Below are 18,149 nucleotides of genomic sequence, written 5' to 3'. Positions count from 1 at the left end.
GGGCACGGGAACAGGCTTCGAGAAGTGAACCTGCCAGCCCGTCAGCGCGCGCGGCGCTTCTTGTCGATCAGCTGCATGATCATCGGCGTGAAGATGATCTGCATGGCCAGGCCCATCTTGCCGCCCGGACAGACGATGATGTTCGGCCGCGACATGAACGAGTCATGCAGCATGCTCAGCAGGTAGGGGAAGTCGATGCCCTTGGGGTTGGCGAAGCGAATCACCAGCATGCTTTCGTCCTGCCCCGGAATATCCTGGGCGATGAAGGGGTTCGAGGTGTCGACCGTCGGCACGCGCTGGAAATTGACGTGCGTCTGGGAGAACTGCGGGCAGATGTAATTGATGTAGTCGGGCATTCGCCGCAGGATGGTGTCCATCACCGCTTCAGTGGAGTAGCCCCGTTGCGCCTTGTCGCGATGGAGCTTCTGGATCCATTCCAGGTTGATGATCGGCACGACGCCGACACAGAGGTCGACATAGCGGCCGATGTCGACCGCTTCGCTTCTCACGCCACCATGCAGTCCCTCGTAGAACAGCAGGTCGGTGTCGCTGGGCAGATCGGCCCATTCGGTGAATGTCCCCGGCGGCGCGCCATACTTCTCCGCTTCGGCATCGTCGTGCACGTAGTGACGGCTCCTGCCCCGGCCGGTCTCGCCGTATTCGCGGAACAGGCCTTCGAGTTCGGCCAGCAGGTTGGCTTCGGGTCCGAAATGGCTGAAATGATGGTCGCCGGCGAGGCTCTTCTCGGCCATCTTCGCGCGCATTTCCAGGCGGTCGTAGCGATGAAAGCTGTCACCTTCGATGATCGCGGCGTTCAGACTCTCGCGCCGGAAGATGTGTTGAAAGGCGCGCGTGACCGACGTCGTACCGGCGCCCGAGGAACCGGTGATCGCGATGACGGGGTTCTTGATCGACATGCTGTGTGCCTCCGTGGCTCAAAGGGATAGGGAGTGTATTCAGTCGCTTGCTCCGGACCGACTAATCGTCACGGAACAGCGTGCGCGTCGAGAAAAGAGGCGAACGGAACGGCTGATCTTCACCGGTTTCATGTTCCCGGTGGTAACGTTCGATGCGCTCGACTTCGTCGCGCGAACCGAGAATCACCGGCACCCGCTGGTGCAGGCTGGTCGGTTGCACGTCGAGAATGCGCTCGTTGCCGGTTGACGCCAGGCCGCCCGCCTGGCCGACGATCATGGCCATCGGATTGGCTTCGTACATCAGGCGCAGCCGCCCGGGCTTCGACGTGTCCTTGCTGTCGCGCGGGTACAGGAAGACGCCCCCGCGCATGAGGATGCGATGAACTTCGGCAACCATCGAGGCGACCCAGCGCATGTTGAAATCCTTCCCGCGCACGCCGGTCTTGCCGGCCAGGCACTCGGCGACGTAGCGCTGAACCGGTTTTTCCCAGAAACGCTCGTTCGAGGCGTTGATCGCGAACTCGTGGGTATCCGCTGCAATGACCAGATTCGGATGCGTCAGGAGGAACTCGCCGATATTGCGATCGAGCGTGAAACCATGCGTACCGTTGCCCACTGTCAGCACCAGCATCGCCGACGGACCGTACAAGGCGTAGCCGGCGGCAACCTGCCGGCTGCCGGGCTGCAGAAAGTCCGCCGCGGTCGGCGTGCCGGCGCTGCCTTTTTCCGGGCAGCGCAGTACGGAAAAGATGCTGCCCACCGAGAGGTTGACGTCGATGTTGGACGAACCGTCGAGAGGGTCGAAAACCAGCAGATACTTGCCGCGCGGGTTCTCGGCGGGGATCGGATAGATGTCGTCCATTTCCTCGGACGCCATCGCCGCCAGGTGGCCACCCCACTCGCAATGGTGTATGAAGGCCTGGTTGGCCAGCACGTCGAGCTTCTTCTGCGCCTCGCCCTGGACGTTCTCGCTGCCGTGATCGCCGAGCACGCCGGCCAGCGAGCCACGCGAGACGCCTTGGGCAATTGCCTTGCACGAGCGAACGACATCGCTGATGAGCATCGAGAAATCGCCGGCCAGCGCCGGATTCCGGCGCTGCTCCTCGATCAGGAACTTGTTAACATTGGTACGGCCGCATAGCATGGTGAGACTCCAGGAGTTGAAATTCTTGTTGATCCGGGGACTGCTCAGATTCTAGCGGTCCAATACAAAAGCGCTAGTTAAACATACTGTCTGTTTAATTTAAGAAAACCTTGCATATGAGAAACGCAACGATCCGTCAACTGCAAATCTTCTCGGTAGCCGCCAGCCACCTCTCGTTTGCGCGTGCGGCGGAGAAGCTGCATCTGACACACGCCGCCATCTCCCTGCAGATCAAACAACTGGAGGATGTCTCCGGTGCCCTGCTGTTCGAACGGATCGGCAAACGGGTGTTTCTTACCGAAGCGGGCGAAATCCTGCTAGACCATACGCGTCAGATCCTGCAGTCGCTCAAGGAAGCGGATGAGGCCCTTCTGGCGCTCAAGGGGCTGCGCGGTGGGCGCATCGCCGTCGCGGTCGCCAGTACCGCCGAGTATTTTGCGCCCGGCCTGCTGGCCGAGTTTCGCAAGGTCCAGGCCGACGTTCGCATTCGCCTCCTGATCGACAACCGCGACACGGTGACTCGCCTGCTTGTCGGCAACGAAGTCGACCTGGCTATCATGGGGCGTCCGCCTGCCGAGCTCGACGCCACGGCCGTCGCCTTCGCGCCGCACCCCCTCGTGATCGTTGCCAGCGCCGCGCATCCCCTGGCCGGACAGGCGAACGTTGCGGTCGAGGATCTCGCCGGCGAAACGCTGATCGTGCGCGAGACCGGTTCGGGAACGCGCTCGGCCATGGAGGAGTTCTTTCAGGAACGTTCGATCAAACCGCGGATCGGCATGGAGATGGGCAGCAATGAAGCGATCAAGCAGGCGGTCGTCGCCGGCCTGGGAATCAGCTTCATCTCGCAGCACACGCTCGGACTTGAACTCAGCGCCGCGCGCCTGGTGATCCTCAAGGTCGAAGGTACCCCCGTGATCCGGCGCTGGCACATCGTCCGTCACAAGAACAAACACCTGACACCGGCACTCGGTGCTTTCTGGGATTTCGTTCTCGAATTCGCTCCCGCTTATCTGCGGAGACTGGCCTGACGTCGGCCCGACAGGCTCGCGAGGTCGGCACCCCGATCCGCCAGCGTAACGCCTGTTCGTCGTTTGTTTGGCCCACCCGGCACGTCGGCCGCCCTCGATCCAGTATCATATCGCGCATCGCGATCAGGGATCTTTCGTCATGAAGTTGCTTTACTCGCTCGCCCGGTCATTGGGATACGAACTCATCCGGCGAAAGAAGAATCCGTCTCTCCGCGCCCACCTCCGCAACGTCATCCACCGCCATGCCATCGACGTGGTCATCGACGTCGGAGCCAACGACGGGCAGTTTGCCCTCCTCCTGCGCAGCGAGGGCTTCAGGGGTACGATCTATTCCTTCGAGCCGGTCAACAGCACCTACGAGCAGTTGCGCCGGATCGCGCAACACGACGCGAACTGGGAGGTTTTCAACACTGCTCTCGGCGAGAGGGTCGGCGACGCCATAATCAACGTCACCGCTTCCTCCGATCTTTGTTCGCTGCTCGACCCGAACGATTTTGGCAAGACGGCCTTCCCGAGCATCGCGGTAAGCCATCAGGAAACCATCGCGATGGACACGCTCGACAACTTCATTGCACGTGAGAAGCTCGCCAAGGCAGCGAGGATTCTCCTGAAAATGGATACCCAGGGCTACGACCTGCAAGTGTTCCAGGGCGCCCAGCAATCCCTTGGCTGCATCGTCTGCCTGCTCTCCGAGATCTCCCTGATGCCGATCTATGCGCAGGCACCACACTACCTCGATGCCTTGCGGCTCTATGAGGGAAAGGGCTTCGTCCCGAGCGGCCTCTACCCGGTCAGCAGGAACGACGACCTGTCGGTCATCGAGATGGATTGCGTCCTGATCAACAACGCCCTGGCGCAGCCTTGAGCAGGCGATCGCGATTCGTCGCGCATCGCGGCGCCGGAAATCTGCCGCCGGCGACAGAGATGGGCACCGACGACCACCGGCGTCACCATCCACTTCCAGACAGGGCCCGGCCAGGGTTTCGGTAATGCACAGTGCCCAACCGGGTTGGTCCCTCGAGCAACCAGAACCGTCGCCTCTGGTCCATCCGCGCTACCGTCCCGACATCGACGGACTGCGTGCCTTGGGCGTGCTCCTCGTGGTGCTGTTTCACGCCTTCCCGAAAGCCCTCCCGGGCGGCTTTGTGGGCGTCGACATCTTCTTCGTGGTCTCGGGCTATCTGATCAGCACGATCATCTTCGGCAGCCTCGAAAATGGCACTTTCAGCTTCCGGGAGTTCTACGCCCGGAGAATCAGACGCATCTTTCCGGCCCTGCTCATCGTCCTGACGGCAGGCTGGGCCGCCGGCTGGTACCTGCTCTTCGTGGACGAACTGCAGCAGTTGGGAACGCACATAGCCGCCGGGGCCGGATTCGTTTCGAACTTCGTCCTCTGGGGCGAAGCAGGCTACTTCGACAGCGACGCCTACACCAAGCCCTTTCTGCATCTCTGGTCACTGGGTATCGAGGAGCAGTTCTACATCGTCTGGCCGCTTCTCCTGGCACTGGTCTGGCGACGCCGGGCGCACTTTCTGAAGATCACCATCGTCATCGCCATCGCCTCCTTTGCGGCGAACATCCTGACGACAGGCGCCGACCCGGTGGCGGCTTTTTACTCGCCGTGGTCGCGTTTCTGGGAGTTGATGACAGGCGGGATTCTCGCCTACCTTGCGCTGCACCGGCGTGGCCCCCTGGCCAGGGCCGGCAACTGGCAGTCGGCTGCCGGCTTGTCGCTGATCCTGGTAGCGGTTGCCCTGCTCAGTCGGAAGTCCGCCTTCCCGGGTTGGTGGGCCCTGCTGCCCACCCTCGGAACTTTCCTGATCATCTCCGCAGGCCCGCAGGCCTGGCTGAATCGGACCTTTCTGAGCAGCCGGGGTATGGTCTGGGTCGGCCTGATCAGTTACCCACTCTATCTCTGGCACTGGCTGCTGCTTTCCTTCGCGTGGATTGCCAGAGGCAGAATGCCGCCCAGCAGTACCCGCGCCGCTCTGGTCGCCCTCTCCTTCCTGCTCGCCTACCTGACCTATTTCTACATCGAAAGGCGGGTGCGGGCGGGCCGGGAGCGAATCACGCTCGTCCTGGCGGGCCTGATGGCGGCCCTCTTCGCCTTCGGGATCGCCACGCAGGCCGAACTGCTTCGCCCCAGAAACGACAGCCGCAGCATCGGGCTCATGCTCGAAGCGATTCATGACTGGGAGTACCCATCCAGTCTGGAGAAGACGACCTTCCAGGGGACGCCGGTCAGGTCGAAGAAAGCCGGCGAGAAGACCGTGCTGTATGTCGGCGACTCCCATCTCGAACAGTACGCAGCGAGGATTGTCAGCCTGCTGGAGCGAGGATCGACCAGCTATCCATCGGTTGTCTTCCTGACCAGCCCGGGATGTTCGCCGATCCCCGGCAGCGCGCAAGTGAATAGCTACCATGTCGAGAGATGCGCGACGTTCAGGCAAGACCTGGCGCGACTTGCTGTCGATCCGGAAGTCGATGCCGTCGTTGTCGCGGGGGCCTGGAACCTCTACTTCCTGGAATCGCGCACGCACTACGCCGGCAGTATCGATGTCGAGTCGGAGATCGCCGGAATTGACGCCTTCCTGAGAACACTTGCCCGGCACAAGAAAGTGTATTTCGTCCTCGACAACCCCAGCGGACAGCAGTTCGAGCCGAGAAACTTCTTTGCCGGCAGCCGGCTGTCGGCCTTGACGGTGAAGCCGTTTCAGGAGCAGGTCGCGCTCGCCGAGGACCAGGCCGCGTTGCGTGCACGCCTTGCCCAGGTGGCCGCGACCGCCGGGGCGGTGGTGATCGATCCCGCTGCCCACCTCTGTCCGGGAGGCCATTGCCGCGTCGTTACCGATGCCGGCAAGCCCATCTACAAGGACGATAATCACTACCGGGCGTCCTACGTCCGCGCGCATGTCGATTTCATGGATGTTACCCTGGCCGAGTGACCGGCGCGGCATTCGTCTCGTCCGCATCGCCCAGGGGTTGGCGTATCCTCCGGATAGCGAGACAATGGCTGAGCCCGGCCCGTTTGCCGTCGAAACAGGCCTTTGCCCGCCGTGCACCGGCCACGATTGCCGTACGCGCGACCCGTCAACGAAGGAGAGAACGAGATGAAATGGACTTTGCGTCGCTGGCTTGTCCTTGCCGGACTGGCCACCGGGCTGCTCGCCTGCAGCAGCATGCCACCGGACGGTGTCGGCTATGCCCGCTCGTCAGCGCTACCCGCACCGCCGGATCCACCGGACAACCCGACGACGCCGGAGAAAGCCGCGCTCGGCAAGCAGCTCTTCTTCGACAAACGTCTCTCGGGCGATGGCAGCATGGCCTGCCAGGGCTGCCACTTCCGGCACCTTGGGTGGACCGACGCACTGCCGCTGTCGCGCAAGGTCGGGGGTGGCATGAACACCCGCCATACGCCCACCGTCTATAACACCGGCTATTACACCGCGTGGTACTGGGACGGCCGCGCCAAGACTCTTGAAGGCCAGATCACGGCCGCCTGGAAGGCTCAGATCGGTGCCGACCCGGCCAAGGCCACCGCCGTCATCGCTGCCGTTCCCGGCTATCAGGCGGGGTTCCAGAAGGTCTTCGGCGCCGCACCCAGCGAGGAGAACATTGCCAAGGCGCTCGCCGCCTTCCTGCGCACACTGAACAGCGGCGAAGCGCCATGGGATCGCTATGCCGCCGGCGACAAGACGGCCGTCTCGGCCGATGCGGCGGCCGGTGCCGAACTGTTCACCGGCAAGGCCGGCTGCGCCGCCTGCCACAGGCCGCCCCTCTACAGCGACGGCATGTTCTACAACGTCGGTCTCGAGGCAGGCAAGGCACAGCCCGACCTCGGCCGCTTTGCGGTAAGCAAGGACCCGGCCGACACATCGGCGTTCAAGACACCGACCCTGCGTTCGGTCGGCATTTCCGGTCCCTACTTCCACGACGGCAGCGTCGCCAGCCTCGAAGAAGCAGTCCGCTACATGGCCGCTGGAGGCAAGGCGGATCCGCACAAGAGCCAGATCCTGATCGACCGCAAACTCTCCGAGAAGGAGATCGGCCAGCTCGTCGCTTTCCTCAACACACTGACCAGCGAGGAAAGCTTCGCGCCGCCGAAGCTGCCGTAAGCCAGGAAATCCCGATCCATGTCCGATCTGCTCGCCAACCTCAATCCGCCGCAACTCGCCGCCGTGACGCTGCCGGCACAGCACGCGCTGATTCTGGCCGGCGCCGGCAGCGGCAAGACGCGTGTGTTGACGACGCGCATCGCCTGGCTGATCTCGACCGGACAGGTCGGCCCGCAGGGAATCCTGGCGGTTACCTTCACCAACAAGGCGGCGAAAGAGATGCAATCGCGTCTCGCGGCGATGCTGCCGATCAACACGCGCGGCATGTGGATCGGCACCTTCCACGGCCTGTGCAATCGCCTGCTGCGCGCGCACCACCGCGAGGCCGGGTTGCCGGAGACTTTCCAGATCCTCGATGCGGCCGATCAGCTGTCGGCGATCAAGCGCTTGCTGAAGAATCTCAACGTCGACGACGAGAAGTTTCCGCCGCGCGAGCTGATGCATTTCATCAACGCGCACAAGGAACAGGGCATCCGCGCAGCACAGGCCGAGGCCTACGATCATTACACCAGCCGCCGCGTCGAGTTGTACACCGAGTACGAAGGGCAGTGCCAGCGCGAAGGCGTCGTCGATTTCGCCGAGCTGCTGCTGCGCTCGTACGAACTGTTGCAGAGGAACGAGCCGCTTTGCCGGCACTATCAGGAGCGTTTCCGGCACATCCTGGTAGACGAGTTCCAGGACACCAACCGGCTGCAGTATGCCTGGCTGAAGCTCCTCGCCGGGCGCGGCAGCGTGCGCCCGGAAACGCCCGGCGCCTGTGTCTTTGCCGTCGGCGACGACGACCAGTCGATCTACGCCTTCCGCGGTGCGGAGATCGGCAACATGCGCGACCTGCAGCGCGAGTTCGAGTTGCCGAGCGTAATTCGCCTGGAGCAGAATTATCGCTCGCACGGCAACATCCTCGACGCGGCGAACGCGCTGATCAAGCAGAACGTCGGCCGCCTCGGCAAGAACCTGTGGACCGAAGCCGGTGCCGGCGAGCCGATCCGGGTTTTCGAGGGCATTTCCGACTTCGATGAAGCGCGTTTCATCGTCGACGAGATCTCGGAACTGCTGCGCGAAGGGATCGGGCGCGACCAGATCGCACTGCTCTATCGCTCGAACGCGCAGTCGCGCGTCCTCGAACATCAGCTATTCACGGCTGGCGTGCCGTATCGCGTGCACGGCGGGCTGCGCTTCTTTGACCGGCAGGAAATCAAGCATGCCCTCGCCTACCTGCGCCTGATCGCCAACCCGGACGACGACACGGCCTTTGCCCGGGTGGTCAATTTTCCGACCCGCGGCATCGGTACGCGCAGCCTCGAAGCCTTGCAGGAAGCTGCGCAGCGGAACAACGCCAGCCTCTACAACGCTGCCGCGAGTCTGGCCGGCAAGGCCGGCACGGCGGTTGCCCGCTTCGTCGCGTTGATCGAGGACCTGCGGGCGGACACCCGGGCTCGCTCCTTGCCCGAGGTGGTCGATCACCTGATCGACAAGACAGGACTGCGGCAGCACTACCTGGCCGAAAAGGAAGGACAGGACCGACTCGAGAACCTCGACGAATTGATCAACGCCGCGACCACCTTCCTCTACGAGGACAGCGACCAGGACGGCGAGCCCGCCGCCAATGGCGGGCCGCTCGCGTCCTTCCTGGCACACGCCTCGCTGGAAGCCGGCGAGCATCAGGCCGGCGAAGGCGAAACCGCGGTGCAGTTGATGACCGTGCATGCCGCCAAGGGACTGGAGTTCGACGTGGTCTTCATCACCGGCCTCGAGCAGGGGCTCTTTCCGCACGAGAACGCGGCGCAGGAGCGCGCCGGCCTGGAAGAGGAGCGGCGATTGATGTACGTCGCCGTCACGCGCGCGCGCCAGCGGCTCTACCTGACGCATGCGCAGACGCGCATGCTGCACGGGCAGACGCGCTACTGCCTGCCTTCGAGCTTTGTCGACGAACTGCCGGCGGAGCTGCTGCGCAGGATCAACCGCACCGCCAGCGCTGGCCAACCGGGGCGAGGCGCCGCAAGCGCCGCGCGGCAACCGCCGACAGCCGGCCATGGCCTGCGAATCGGCCAGAACGTGCGGCACGCGCGTTTTGGCGTCGGAGTGATCGTGTCGACCGAAGGTGCCGGCCCGGAAGCCCGCGTGCAGGTCAACTTCGGCGCCGCCGGCATGAAGTGGCTGGCCCTCGAGTACGCCAGACTGACACCAGCCTGAAGCCGGCCGACTCGGCCGCGTCCCCCGGGGACGCCGGCAGGACGGCGTGACGGATGTCCTGCAAACCCACCGTTTGTGTGGATAAGCCTGTGGACGACCCCTGTGTGCAAGGGTCAAGTGGCAGAGTCGACAGGCTTTTTTCCGCTTGCTCAAGAAGCGGGCGGAATACTAGACTGTCGGGCTACGCCAACGGAGGAGATCGACATGCCATTTGCCATTCGTATGCGCCAGGTCGGCGGACCGGAAGTGATGTCCTGGGAGGAGGTCGAGGTCGGCGATCCGGCGCCGACCGAAGCGCGCGTACGCCACGCGGCCGTCGGGCTCAACTATATCGACATCTACCATCGAACCGGCCTGTATCCGCTGCCGCTGCCGAGCGGCCTTGGCCTCGAAGCGGCAGGTGTGGTCGAGGCGGTCGGCAGCGCGGTCACCGACCTGCGCCCCGGCGATCGCGTCGCCTACGCCGGCGGGCCGGTCGGCGCCTACAGCCAGGTGCGCTGCCTGCCTGCCGATCGCCTGTTGAAACTGCCGGCTGCGATCGATTTCCGGACGGCAGCGGCGATGATGCTGCAAGGGCTGACCAGCGCCTACCTGCTGCGCCGGACCTGTCGCGTAGAGGCGGGTGACGCGGTGCTGATCCACGCCGCCGCCGGCGGCGTCGGCCTCATCGCCTGCCAGTGGGCAAAAGCGCTCGGCGCGACGGTCATCGGCACGGTGTCGAACGACGCCAAGGCCGCGCTGGCGACCGCGCACGGCTGCGACCACGTCATCCACTACACGCGCGAGGACTTTGCCCGGCGCGTGCGCGAGATCACCGGCGGCGCCGGCGTCCGCGTGGTCTACGACGGCGTCGGCAAGGACACGTTTGCCGGCTCGCTCGACAGCCTGCAGACCTGCGGCATGCTCGTCAGCTTCGGCAACGCCTCGGGCCCGGTGCCGCCGTTCGACCCGCTGCTGCTCTCCCAGAAGGGCTCGCTGTTCCTGACCCGGCCGACCCTGATGCACTACACGGCGAAGCGCGCCGATCTGGTCGCGCTGGGTAGCGAACTGTTCGACGTCGTCGGCGCCGGCAAGGTGAGAATCGAGGTGAACCAGACCTACCCTCTGGCCGATGTCGCCAGCGCGCACCGTGACCTGGAAGCGCGCAAGCATACCGGGTCGACCGTCCTCCTGCCCTGATGGATCGCCTGCGCGCCAGGCTCGTCGCCGTCCGCTACATGCTGGCGACGGCCTGGCCGATCGTCCTGATCACGGCGATCGGCCTGCTCGTCGCCTACCAATTCGTCGAGCCGGCGCCACCCAGGCAGATGACGATCACTACGGGCAGCGAGACCGGTGCCTACTATGCATACGCCAGACGCTACGCGGCACTGCTGGCCGCCAAGGGAATCACGCTCGAGATCAGGACCTCGGCGGGTTCACATCAGAACCTCGATCGCCTCGACAAAGGGGAGGCGGACATTGCCTTCGTACAGGGCGGCATTCGCGCGCCGGCAACCCCGGACGACGAGGACGACGACGATTCCGGCCATCTGCGCTCGCTGGGCAGCGTCGCCTACGAACCGGTGTGGGTGTTCTATCGCGGCGAACAGCGGGTCGACAAGCTGCATCAGCTCGACGGACAGCGCATCGCCGTCGGCGAGGATGGCAGCGGCATCCGTGGGCTCGCCCTGCAGTTGCTCGAAGCCAACGAGATTCGGGCCGATAGCCCGAACCTCCTGCCTCTGGCCGGGCTGACGGCGGCCGAAGCACTGCAGAAGGGCGAGATCGATGCGGCTTTCATCGTCGCCGCCCAGGAAGCGCCGGTCGTCCAGGTCATGCTGCGCTCGCCGGGACTGCACGTCGTCAGCTTCAGCCAGGCCGACGCCTATCTGCGGCTATTCCCCTTCCTCTCCAAGGTGGTGCTGCCGCGCGGGGTCGTCAGCCTGGTGCGACACGTGCCGCCGCGCGACGCCGTCCTGCTGGCGACGACGGCCAATGTAATCGTTCGCGACGACCTGCATCCGGCACTGGTCAGTCTGCTGCTGCAGGCGATGACCGAGGTCAACGGCAAGGGTGGTTTCTTCCAGCGCGCCGGCGAGTTCCCGGCCTACAAGGACCAGAGCTTTCCGCTATCAAGCGAAGCGGCGCGCTACTACAAGTCGGGAGCGCCGTTTCTGCAGCGCTACCTGCCTTTCTGGCTGGCGGTGCTCGTCGAGCGCCTGTTCGTCATGGTCCTGCCGCTGGTCATGCTGTCGCTGCCGCTGTTGAAGTTCGCTCCGACGATCTACAGTTGGCGAGTACGCTCGAAGATCTTTCGCTGCTACGGTGATCTCAAGTTCCTCGAGAACGAGTTGCGCGGGCGTTACGATCCCGCGCTCGCCGAGGAATACGCCAACCGCCTTGACCGCATCGAGCAGGACGCCAGCACACTGAAGATTCCGCTGGCCTTCAGCGATCTGCTTTACACTTTGCGTGAGCACATCAACCTGGTGCGCGCCGAGCTGCTTCGGCTCGGCACGACCCATGACCGGGGACAACAACAATGAAATCGTTTCTGATCGCGAATCCAAAGGGGGGTTCAGGGAAGTCCACGCTGGCCGTCAATCTGGCCGGCCATCTCGCGCGCAGCGGCCATCGGGTGATGCTCGGCGACGTCGATCGGCAGCAATCCTCGCGCGACTGGCTGCACCTGCGGCCATCGATCCTGCCGAAGATTCGTAGCTGGGAAATCGAGCCGGGAAAGACCGCCAAACCACCGAAAGGTACGACGCACGTCGTTCTCGACACGCCGGCAGCCCTGCACGGAAAAGCGCTCGACACGGTCGTCAAACAGGTCAATCGGGTCCTCGTCCCGGTTCAGCCGTCGCTCTTCGACATGCTGGCGACACGCCATTTTCTCGAGGTCCTGCTGGCCGAGAAAGCGGTGCGCAACGAACATGCCTTCGTTGCCGTCGTCGGGATGCGTGTCGATCCACGCACCCGCTCGGCCGCCGAACTGGAGCGATTTCTCGAGAAGTTCGACCTGCCGGTGCTCACCTACCTGCGCAATACACAGCTCTACGTGCAGACGGCGATGCACGGGATGACGATGTTCGACCTCTCGGCGTCGCGCGCGGCGAAAGATCTCGAACAGTGGCGACCGATCATCGACTGGGTTGACAGCTAGCCCCGATCAGCGACGCGCGGCCCAACCGGCCGCGTGCGAGTGCCGCGTGCGCAGTGATCGGCGCGTGCGCCGCCCGCCCTCGGGGTAAAATGGCGGGATGCTCGAAGCCCCGTTCATCCATCTCCGCCTGCACAGCGAGTATTCGATTACCGACGGCATCGTCCGCCTCGATGATGCGGTTGCGCGTGCGGCCGGCTACGGCATGCCGGCCCTGGCACTCAGTGACCTCGCCAATGTCTTCGGTCTGGTCAAGTTCTACTCGTCGGCGCGCAGCAAGGGGATCAAGCCGATACTCGGCAGCGATGTCTGTATTGCCAACGACGGCGACCCGGACCGACCGTATCGCCTGCTGCTGCTCTGTCGCTCGCGGCCGGGCTACCTGCAGCTCTGCGAACTGCTGTCGCGTGCCTACCTCGCGCCGCGCGTACGCGGGCGCGCGGAAATCACCCGCCGGATGCTCGAGGAAGTCGGCGTCGACGGCCTGATCGCGTTGTCGGGCGCCGCCGCCGGCGATGTTGGCGAGGCGCTGCTGCAGGGCAATCAAGAACTGGCCGCGAACCGCGCAGCGCGCTGGGAAAAGACCTTCCCCGGTGCGTTCTATCTGGAAGTGCAGCGCTATGGACAGGCGCAGCAGGAGGCGCTGGTCGCCGCGACCGCCGATCTGGCCGGCGAACTCGGCTTGCCGCTGGTTGCCACCCACCCGATCCAGTTTCTCGAACGCGATGATTTCAAGGCGCACGAGGCACGCGTGTGTATTGCCGAAGGCTACATGCTCGGCGATGCGCGGCGCCCCAGGCTACACACGGAAGAGCAGTACTTCAAGTCGGCTGACGAAATGCTCGCCCTGTTTGGCGATCTCCCCGAAGCGCTCGCCAACTCGGTCGAGATCGCCAAGCGCTGCAATCTGCAGATCACACTCGGCAAGAGCTACCTGCCCGATTTCCCGACGCCGGCAGGCGTGACGCTCGACGATTTTCTTCGCCAGCAGGCGGTCGCCGGCCTCGAAATTCGCCTGCAGCAGCTTTTCCCCGACCCCGACGTGCGCACTGCCGAGCGGGCGCCCTACGACGCGCGCCTGCAACTCGAGACCGATACCATCGTCCAGATGGGCTTCCCCGGCTACTTCCTGATCGTTGCCGATTTCATCAACTGGGCCAAGCACAACAGTTGCCCGGTCGGACCGGGCCGTGGCTCGGGCGCCGGATCGGTCGTCGCCTACGCGCTCGGCATCACCGACCTCGACCCACTGCGCTACGCCTTGCTCTTCGAGCGCTTCCTGAACCCCGAGCGGGTGTCGATGCCCGACTTCGACATCGACTTCTGCCAGGACAACCGGTGGCGGGTCATCGAATACGTGCGCCAGAAGTATGGGGCGGCGGCGGTATCGCAGATCGTCACCTTCGGCACCATGTCGTCGAAGGCGGTCATCCGCGATGTCGGACGCGTGCTCGATCTGCCGTACAACTTCTGCGACCAGCTTTCCAAGCTGATCCCGGTCGAGACCAACAAGCCGTTGTCGCTGGCCAAGGCAATTGCCGCCGAACCGCAACTGCAAGCGCGTATCGACGACGAGGAAGAAGTCAGGGATCTCTTCGCGCTCGCCGCCCGGCTCGAAGATCTGACACGCAACGTCGGCATGCATGCCGGCGGCGTACTGATCGCTCCCGGCAAGCTGACCGACTTCTGCCCCGTGTACTCGGCCGATGGCGGTTCAGTCGTTTCGCAATTCGACAAGGACGACGTCGAGAAGGTCGGGCTGGTGAAGTTCGACTTTCTCGGTCTCAGGAACCTGACGATCATCGAGCTGGCGCTGAAGTACGTCGAGCAACTGAGCGGTGTGCGTCCCGATCTGGCGACGATGGCCTTCGACGATCCGCAGGCTTACCAGATCCTCAAGGACGGCAACACGACGGCAATCTTCCAGGTCGAATCGGAAGGCATGAAGAAGCTGGTCAGAAAGCTCGCGCCCGACCGCTTCGAGGACATCATCGCCGTTCTCGCGCTGTATCGGCCGGGGCCGCTCGGCTCGGGAATGGTCGACGACTTCATCCTGCGCAAGAAGGGTCAGCAGAAGATCGAATACTACATCGACGATCTGAAGGCCTGCCTCGAACCCACCTACGGCGTCATCGTCTACCAGGAACAGGTGATGCAGATCGCGCAGATCATCGGCGGCTACACGCTCGGCGCCGCCGACCTCTTGCGCCGCGCGATGGGCAAGAAGAAGGCCGAGGAGATGGCGCTGCATCGCGACCTGATGCGCGAGGGCGCGCGCAAGAAGGGCTACGACGAAAAGCTGGCGATGCAGCTCTTCGACCTGATGGAGAAGTTCGCCGAGTATGGCTTCAACAAGTCGCATACCGCCGCCTACGCCGTCGTCACCTACCACACCGCCTGGCTGAAGGCACACCACTGCGCGGCTTTCATGGCGGCGACCCTGTCATCGGACATGGACGTCACCGACACGGTCAAAATCTTCCACGACGATGCGATCAACAACGGCCTGCGCATCCTCGGCCCGGACGTCAACGCCTCCGAATACCGCTTCATGCCGGTCGACCGCAGCACCGTGCGCTATGGTCTCGGCGCCGTCAAGGGCACCGGCGAACAGGCGGTCAACGCGATCCTGAAAACCCGTTCGGCGGCGGGCGCTTTCCGGGACCTCTTCGACTTCTGCCGGCGCGTCGACAAGCGGCTCGTCAACCGCCGGACGATCGAAGCGCTGATTCGTGCCGGCGCCTTCGACTCGCTCGACAGCCACCGCGCGCGGCTGCTCGCCTCGGTCGGCATCGCCATGGAAGCCGCCGAGCAGGCCGAGCGCAACGCCATGCAGGTCAGCCTATTCGACATCTTCGAAGCGGGCGGCGAGGAGGATCGCGAGCATGGCCCGCAGTACGTCGAGGTCGCCCGCTGGAGCGAACGCCAGAAGCTCAACGAAGAGAAGCTGGCGCTCGGTTTCTACTTCTCCGGCCACCCGTTCCACAGCGTGCAGGCCGAAGTGTCGCGCTTCGTGCGCACGCGGCTGGCGGCGCTCGAAGCTCGGAAGGAAGTGCAATGGCTCGCCGGACTGGTCGTCGGCGTGCGCAGCAAACTCACCGCACGCGGCAAGATGGTCTTCGTCCAGCTCGACGACGGCAGCACATCGCTCGAGGTCTCGGTGTTCAGCGAATTGCTGGAAAGCGAGCGCGCCAAGATCCGCGAAGACGAGGTGCTGATCGTCGAAGGCCGCGTGCAGCGCGACGACTTCGCCGGCGAAGGCCGCGTGCGCATCATCGCCGAACACCTGCTGACACTGGCCGAAGCACGCGGGCGGTTTGCCCGTCACCTGCGCCTGTCGCTCAACGGCCAGGCCAGCGGCAGCGGCGCGCGCGCCGCCGTGCAACGCCTGCGCACGCTGCTGGCGCCCTACACACCCGGCAATTGCCCGGTCCGGCTCGCCTACCGCAATGGTGAGGCATCCTGTGAGCTCGCCTTCGGTGACGCCAATCGGGTCCGCCTCGAAGACGATCTGCTGGTGGCGCTCAGCGAATGGTTGAGCAGCGACAATGTCAGCGTGGACTACCCATGATCGGACCTCACGCAGGCGAGTCCGATTACTTTCGCCCCCTCTGCTCCTGCCGCCCCCTGCTCATGAGTCATCACGAATGCCGAGTTGATCGACCACACCGATGACCGTTCTGTTGATCTCCGATCTCCATCTGCAGGAGGAACGGCCGGACCTGACCCGGGCCTTCCTGCACTTCCTGCAGACGCGCGCGGTAACCGCCGAGGCGCTGTACATCCTCGGCGACCTCTTCGAAGTCTGGGTTGGCGACGATGGCATGACCGCGAGTCAGCGCGCGATTGCCAATGCATTGCAGGAAACCGCCGACGCCGGCACGCGCATCCATCTGATGCACGGCAACCGCGACTTCCTGATCGGCAAGCGCTTCTGCCGCATGGCTGGCTGCACCCTGCTACCCGACCCGAGCGTCGTGCAACTGGGCGGCGAGAGAGTGCTGCTGATGCACGGCGACACTCTGTGCACCCGCGATGTCCAGTACCTGCGCAAGCGCAGCCGCATCCGTAGCCCCCTCGGACTGTTCATCCTGCACCACGTCATGCCGCTGTCGAAACGCCAGGCGCTGGCGCGCAAGCTGCGCAGCGAGAGTCTCGAAAGAACGGCGATGAAAGCCGCCGACATCATCGACGTCAGCCCCGAAGCCATACCGTCCGTGATGCAGAAACACGGGGTCAGGACGCTGATCCACGGCCACACCCATCGCCCGGCAATTCATGAACTGCAGGTGGCCGGCGAACCGGCGCGGAGACTCGTGCTCGGTGACTGGGATGCCAGAGGCTGGGCCCTACAGGTGGATGCCGACGGTTTTGATCTGGCATCCTTCCCGATCGGCGCCTAGCGTCTTCTGCGGGCCGCATGCGCAGCTTTCATGCGCACCATCGATCCCGTACGCGGAGGCCAGCGTGCCTGCCAACTGTTCGCCATGGCGGCCAAGGTCGCCCCGACCAGCCACACCGCCCCGTCAGCCTAGCGCCGCCGCTTCGCTGCGCAGCCAGCCAATGGAGAGCCTGAAGGGCCCCGGCTGTCGGTCGGCAATCATCAGGCCGAGGCGGCGGATTCTCCCGGGATCGAGGGCCGGCGCGAGCACGGCCCGGCCACGGTAGCGCGGCGCGAATTCACCGATCGGCAGCACCACCTCGCCCCACTGCCCGACCGGCGGCACGAGCGCCGCCTGGTAACTGACGCCGTCCCAGGCATCGTCGGTGCGCAGGTTCAACCTGTAGCGGCGACCGTCACCGCGGACGCGCAGACGCACCGACAGCATCCCCGGAGCGGAGTAGGCGCCGGGCAGCGTTCGCACCGAAGCAAAACCGCCGTTGTTGGCCAGCGAAACGGTGCCGATGAAGTCCGCATGTCCCTCGGTGGCGAAGACCAGACGGCTGCTCGACAGCCCACCCATCACCGCATCGTCGATCGCTGACCAGGCGAGGACGCTTTCCGGGCCGTCGAAAGCGACGAGGATGCCGCTGCAGGACGGGCCAGCCTCCGCAACCTCAGGCATCGGGCCGATCCTGATCGACCCAAATCAGTCGCGTGGTCGCAAAGCCCAGTTGCCCCGCCTTGTCGAGCAGTCGCTGGCGAACGTCGGCGGGCAGGCGGCGCTCGCGCGCCAGGATCCACAGGTAATCCCGACTCGGGCCGACGACCAGCGCCCAATGGTAGTCGCGTTCATCGAGCGCGACGATGTGGTAGCCGCCGTAGAAGGGGCCAAAGAACGAGACTTTCAGCGAGCCGACTCTCGGGTCGCCAATGAACTTTGCCTTGCCGATGACCTCTTTCCAGGCTCCCTTGTCGGCACTGTAACCACGGTTGATCACTTCCACGCTGCTGCCATCGGGTGCCCGGCGGTACTCGGCGGAGACATCGCTGAGACCGCGTTCGAAGGAGTGGTCGAGACGAGCAATCTCGTACCATTTGCCGAGGTAGCGGTCGAGCTGGAAGTTGTCGACTGCCGTGATACCTTCCGGAAGGCTCGTGCAGGCGGGAAGAAGAACGAGGAACAGCAAGGGGCACAGCAGCTTGAGCAGGGAGCGGCGCATGGC

General features: G+C 64.4%; 14 protein-coding genes. 10 read left to right on the top strand and 4 right to left on the bottom strand.

What is annotated here, in order from left to right:
* Positions 1 to 41 precede the first annotated feature (41 nt).
* A complete protein-coding gene (locus tag CAP2UW1_RS04810; RefSeq protein WP_015765532.1) occupies positions 42 to 917 on the bottom strand; it encodes a phosphoribulokinase in 876 nt (291 codons plus the stop codon).
* Positions 918 to 978: 61 nt separating this feature from the next.
* A complete protein-coding gene (locus CAP2UW1_RS04805; protein WP_015765531.1) occupies positions 979 to 2,061 on the bottom strand; it encodes a class 1 fructose-bisphosphatase in 1,083 nt (360 codons plus the stop codon).
* Positions 2,062 to 2,177: 116 nt separating this feature from the next.
* On the opposite strand from CAP2UW1_RS04805, the gene CAP2UW1_RS04800 reads away from it, so the two are divergent.
* The 10 genes from CAP2UW1_RS04800 (at position 2,178) to lpxH (ending at position 16,945) form a co-directional block, all read left to right on the top strand.
* On the top strand, positions 2,178 to 3,089 hold the full coding sequence (locus tag CAP2UW1_RS04800; protein WP_015765530.1) for a LysR substrate-binding domain-containing protein: 912 nt from the start codon (positions 2,178 to 2,180) through the stop codon (positions 3,087 to 3,089).
* A 139-nt stretch (positions 3,090 to 3,228) separates the two neighbouring features.
* Positions 3,229 to 3,954, top strand: a complete 726-nt coding sequence (locus CAP2UW1_RS04795) for an FkbM family methyltransferase (RefSeq protein ID WP_015765529.1) — start codon at positions 3,229 to 3,231, stop codon at positions 3,952 to 3,954.
* Between the two features lie 124 nt (positions 3,955 to 4,078).
* Positions 4,079 to 6,034, top strand: a complete 1,956-nt coding sequence (locus CAP2UW1_RS25970) for an acyltransferase family protein (protein WP_015765528.1) — start codon at positions 4,079 to 4,081, stop codon at positions 6,032 to 6,034.
* A 165-nt stretch (positions 6,035 to 6,199) separates the two neighbouring features.
* Positions 6,200 to 7,204, top strand: a complete 1,005-nt coding sequence (locus CAP2UW1_RS04785) for a cytochrome-c peroxidase (RefSeq protein ID WP_015765527.1) — start codon at positions 6,200 to 6,202, stop codon at positions 7,202 to 7,204.
* Between the two features lie 18 nt (positions 7,205 to 7,222).
* Positions 7,223 to 9,397, top strand: a complete 2,175-nt coding sequence (locus tag CAP2UW1_RS04780; RefSeq protein WP_015765526.1) for a UvrD-helicase domain-containing protein — start codon at positions 7,223 to 7,225, stop codon at positions 9,395 to 9,397.
* Positions 9,398 to 9,601: 204 nt separating this feature from the next.
* Positions 9,602 to 10,576 carry a quinone oxidoreductase family protein gene (locus tag CAP2UW1_RS04775; RefSeq protein ID WP_015765525.1) on the top strand — a complete coding sequence of 325 codons (975 nt, stop codon included), beginning with the start codon at positions 9,602 to 9,604 and terminating at the stop codon, positions 10,574 to 10,576.
* Positions 10,576 to 11,925, top strand: a complete 1,350-nt coding sequence (locus tag CAP2UW1_RS04770) for a TAXI family TRAP transporter solute-binding subunit (protein ID WP_015765524.1) — start codon at positions 10,576 to 10,578, stop codon at positions 11,923 to 11,925. The genes CAP2UW1_RS04775 and CAP2UW1_RS04770 overlap by 1 nt, the downstream gene beginning before the upstream one ends.
* Complete coding sequence (locus tag CAP2UW1_RS04765) at positions 11,922 to 12,545, top strand: ParA family protein (RefSeq protein ID WP_015765523.1); 624 nt, start codon at positions 11,922 to 11,924, stop codon at positions 12,543 to 12,545. The genes CAP2UW1_RS04770 and CAP2UW1_RS04765 overlap by 4 nt, the downstream gene beginning before the upstream one ends.
* Positions 12,546 to 12,642: 97 nt before the next feature.
* A complete protein-coding gene (dnaE, locus tag CAP2UW1_RS04760) occupies positions 12,643 to 16,113 on the top strand; it encodes a DNA polymerase III subunit alpha (protein ID WP_015765522.1) in 3,471 nt (1,156 codons plus the stop codon).
* A gap of 100 nt (positions 16,114 to 16,213) precedes the next feature.
* Positions 16,214 to 16,945 (top strand): UDP-2,3-diacylglucosamine diphosphatase, encoded by a 732-nt coding sequence (gene lpxH, locus CAP2UW1_RS04755; RefSeq protein ID WP_015765521.1) that lies wholly within the window; start codon positions 16,214 to 16,216, stop codon positions 16,943 to 16,945.
* Between the two features lie 123 nt (positions 16,946 to 17,068).
* Here lpxH and CAP2UW1_RS04750 read toward each other — a convergent pair whose 3' ends face one another.
* Entirely contained in the window at positions 17,069 to 17,608 is a 540-nt protein-coding gene (locus CAP2UW1_RS04750; RefSeq protein ID WP_015765520.1) for a CIA30 family protein, read from the bottom strand.
* Positions 17,601 to 18,146 carry a lipocalin family protein gene (locus CAP2UW1_RS04745; protein ID WP_015765519.1) on the bottom strand — a complete coding sequence of 182 codons (546 nt, stop codon included), beginning with the start codon at positions 18,144 to 18,146 and terminating at the stop codon, positions 17,601 to 17,603. Before CAP2UW1_RS04745 ends, CAP2UW1_RS04750 begins: the two co-directional genes overlap by 8 nt.
* Between the last annotated feature and the right edge of the window lie 3 nt (positions 18,147 to 18,149).

The organism is Candidatus Accumulibacter phosphatis, assembly GCF_000024165.1.
Classification (GTDB): Bacteria; Pseudomonadota; Gammaproteobacteria; order Burkholderiales; family Rhodocyclaceae; genus Accumulibacter; species Accumulibacter phosphatis.
Note: the sequence above shows the minus strand (reverse complement) of the source record. Positions and strands in the feature narration are given on the sequence as shown.

Coding starts and splice junctions, on each gene's coding strand:
- CAP2UW1_RS04780 (WP_015765526.1), top strand. CDS start 7,223: ATGTCCGATCTGCTCGCCAACCTCAATCCGCCGCAACTCGCCGCCGTG.
- CAP2UW1_RS04810 (WP_015765532.1), bottom strand. CDS start 917: ATGTCGATCAAGAACCCCGTCATCGCGATCACCGGTTCCTCGGGCGCC.
- CAP2UW1_RS04750 (WP_015765520.1), bottom strand. CDS start 17,608: ATGCCTGAGGTTGCGGAGGCTGGCCCGTCCTGCAGCGGCATCCTCGTC.
- CAP2UW1_RS04770 (WP_015765524.1), top strand. CDS start 10,576: ATGGATCGCCTGCGCGCCAGGCTCGTCGCCGTCCGCTACATGCTGGCG.
- CAP2UW1_RS25970 (WP_015765528.1), top strand. CDS start 4,079: ATGCACAGTGCCCAACCGGGTTGGTCCCTCGAGCAACCAGAACCGTCG.
- lpxH (WP_015765521.1), top strand. CDS start 16,214: ATGACCGTTCTGTTGATCTCCGATCTCCATCTGCAGGAGGAACGGCCG.
- CAP2UW1_RS04795 (WP_015765529.1), top strand. CDS start 3,229: ATGAAGTTGCTTTACTCGCTCGCCCGGTCATTGGGATACGAACTCATC.
- dnaE (WP_015765522.1), top strand. CDS start 12,643: ATGCTCGAAGCCCCGTTCATCCATCTCCGCCTGCACAGCGAGTATTCG.
- CAP2UW1_RS04775 (WP_015765525.1), top strand. CDS start 9,602: ATGCCATTTGCCATTCGTATGCGCCAGGTCGGCGGACCGGAAGTGATG.
- CAP2UW1_RS04800 (WP_015765530.1), top strand. CDS start 2,178: ATGAGAAACGCAACGATCCGTCAACTGCAAATCTTCTCGGTAGCCGCC.
- CAP2UW1_RS04765 (WP_015765523.1), top strand. CDS start 11,922: ATGAAATCGTTTCTGATCGCGAATCCAAAGGGGGGTTCAGGGAAGTCC.
- CAP2UW1_RS04805 (WP_015765531.1), bottom strand. CDS start 2,061: ATGCTATGCGGCCGTACCAATGTTAACAAGTTCCTGATCGAGGAGCAG.
- CAP2UW1_RS04745 (WP_015765519.1), bottom strand. CDS start 18,146: ATGCGCCGCTCCCTGCTCAAGCTGCTGTGCCCCTTGCTGTTCCTCGTT.
- CAP2UW1_RS04785 (WP_015765527.1), top strand. CDS start 6,200: ATGAAATGGACTTTGCGTCGCTGGCTTGTCCTTGCCGGACTGGCCACC.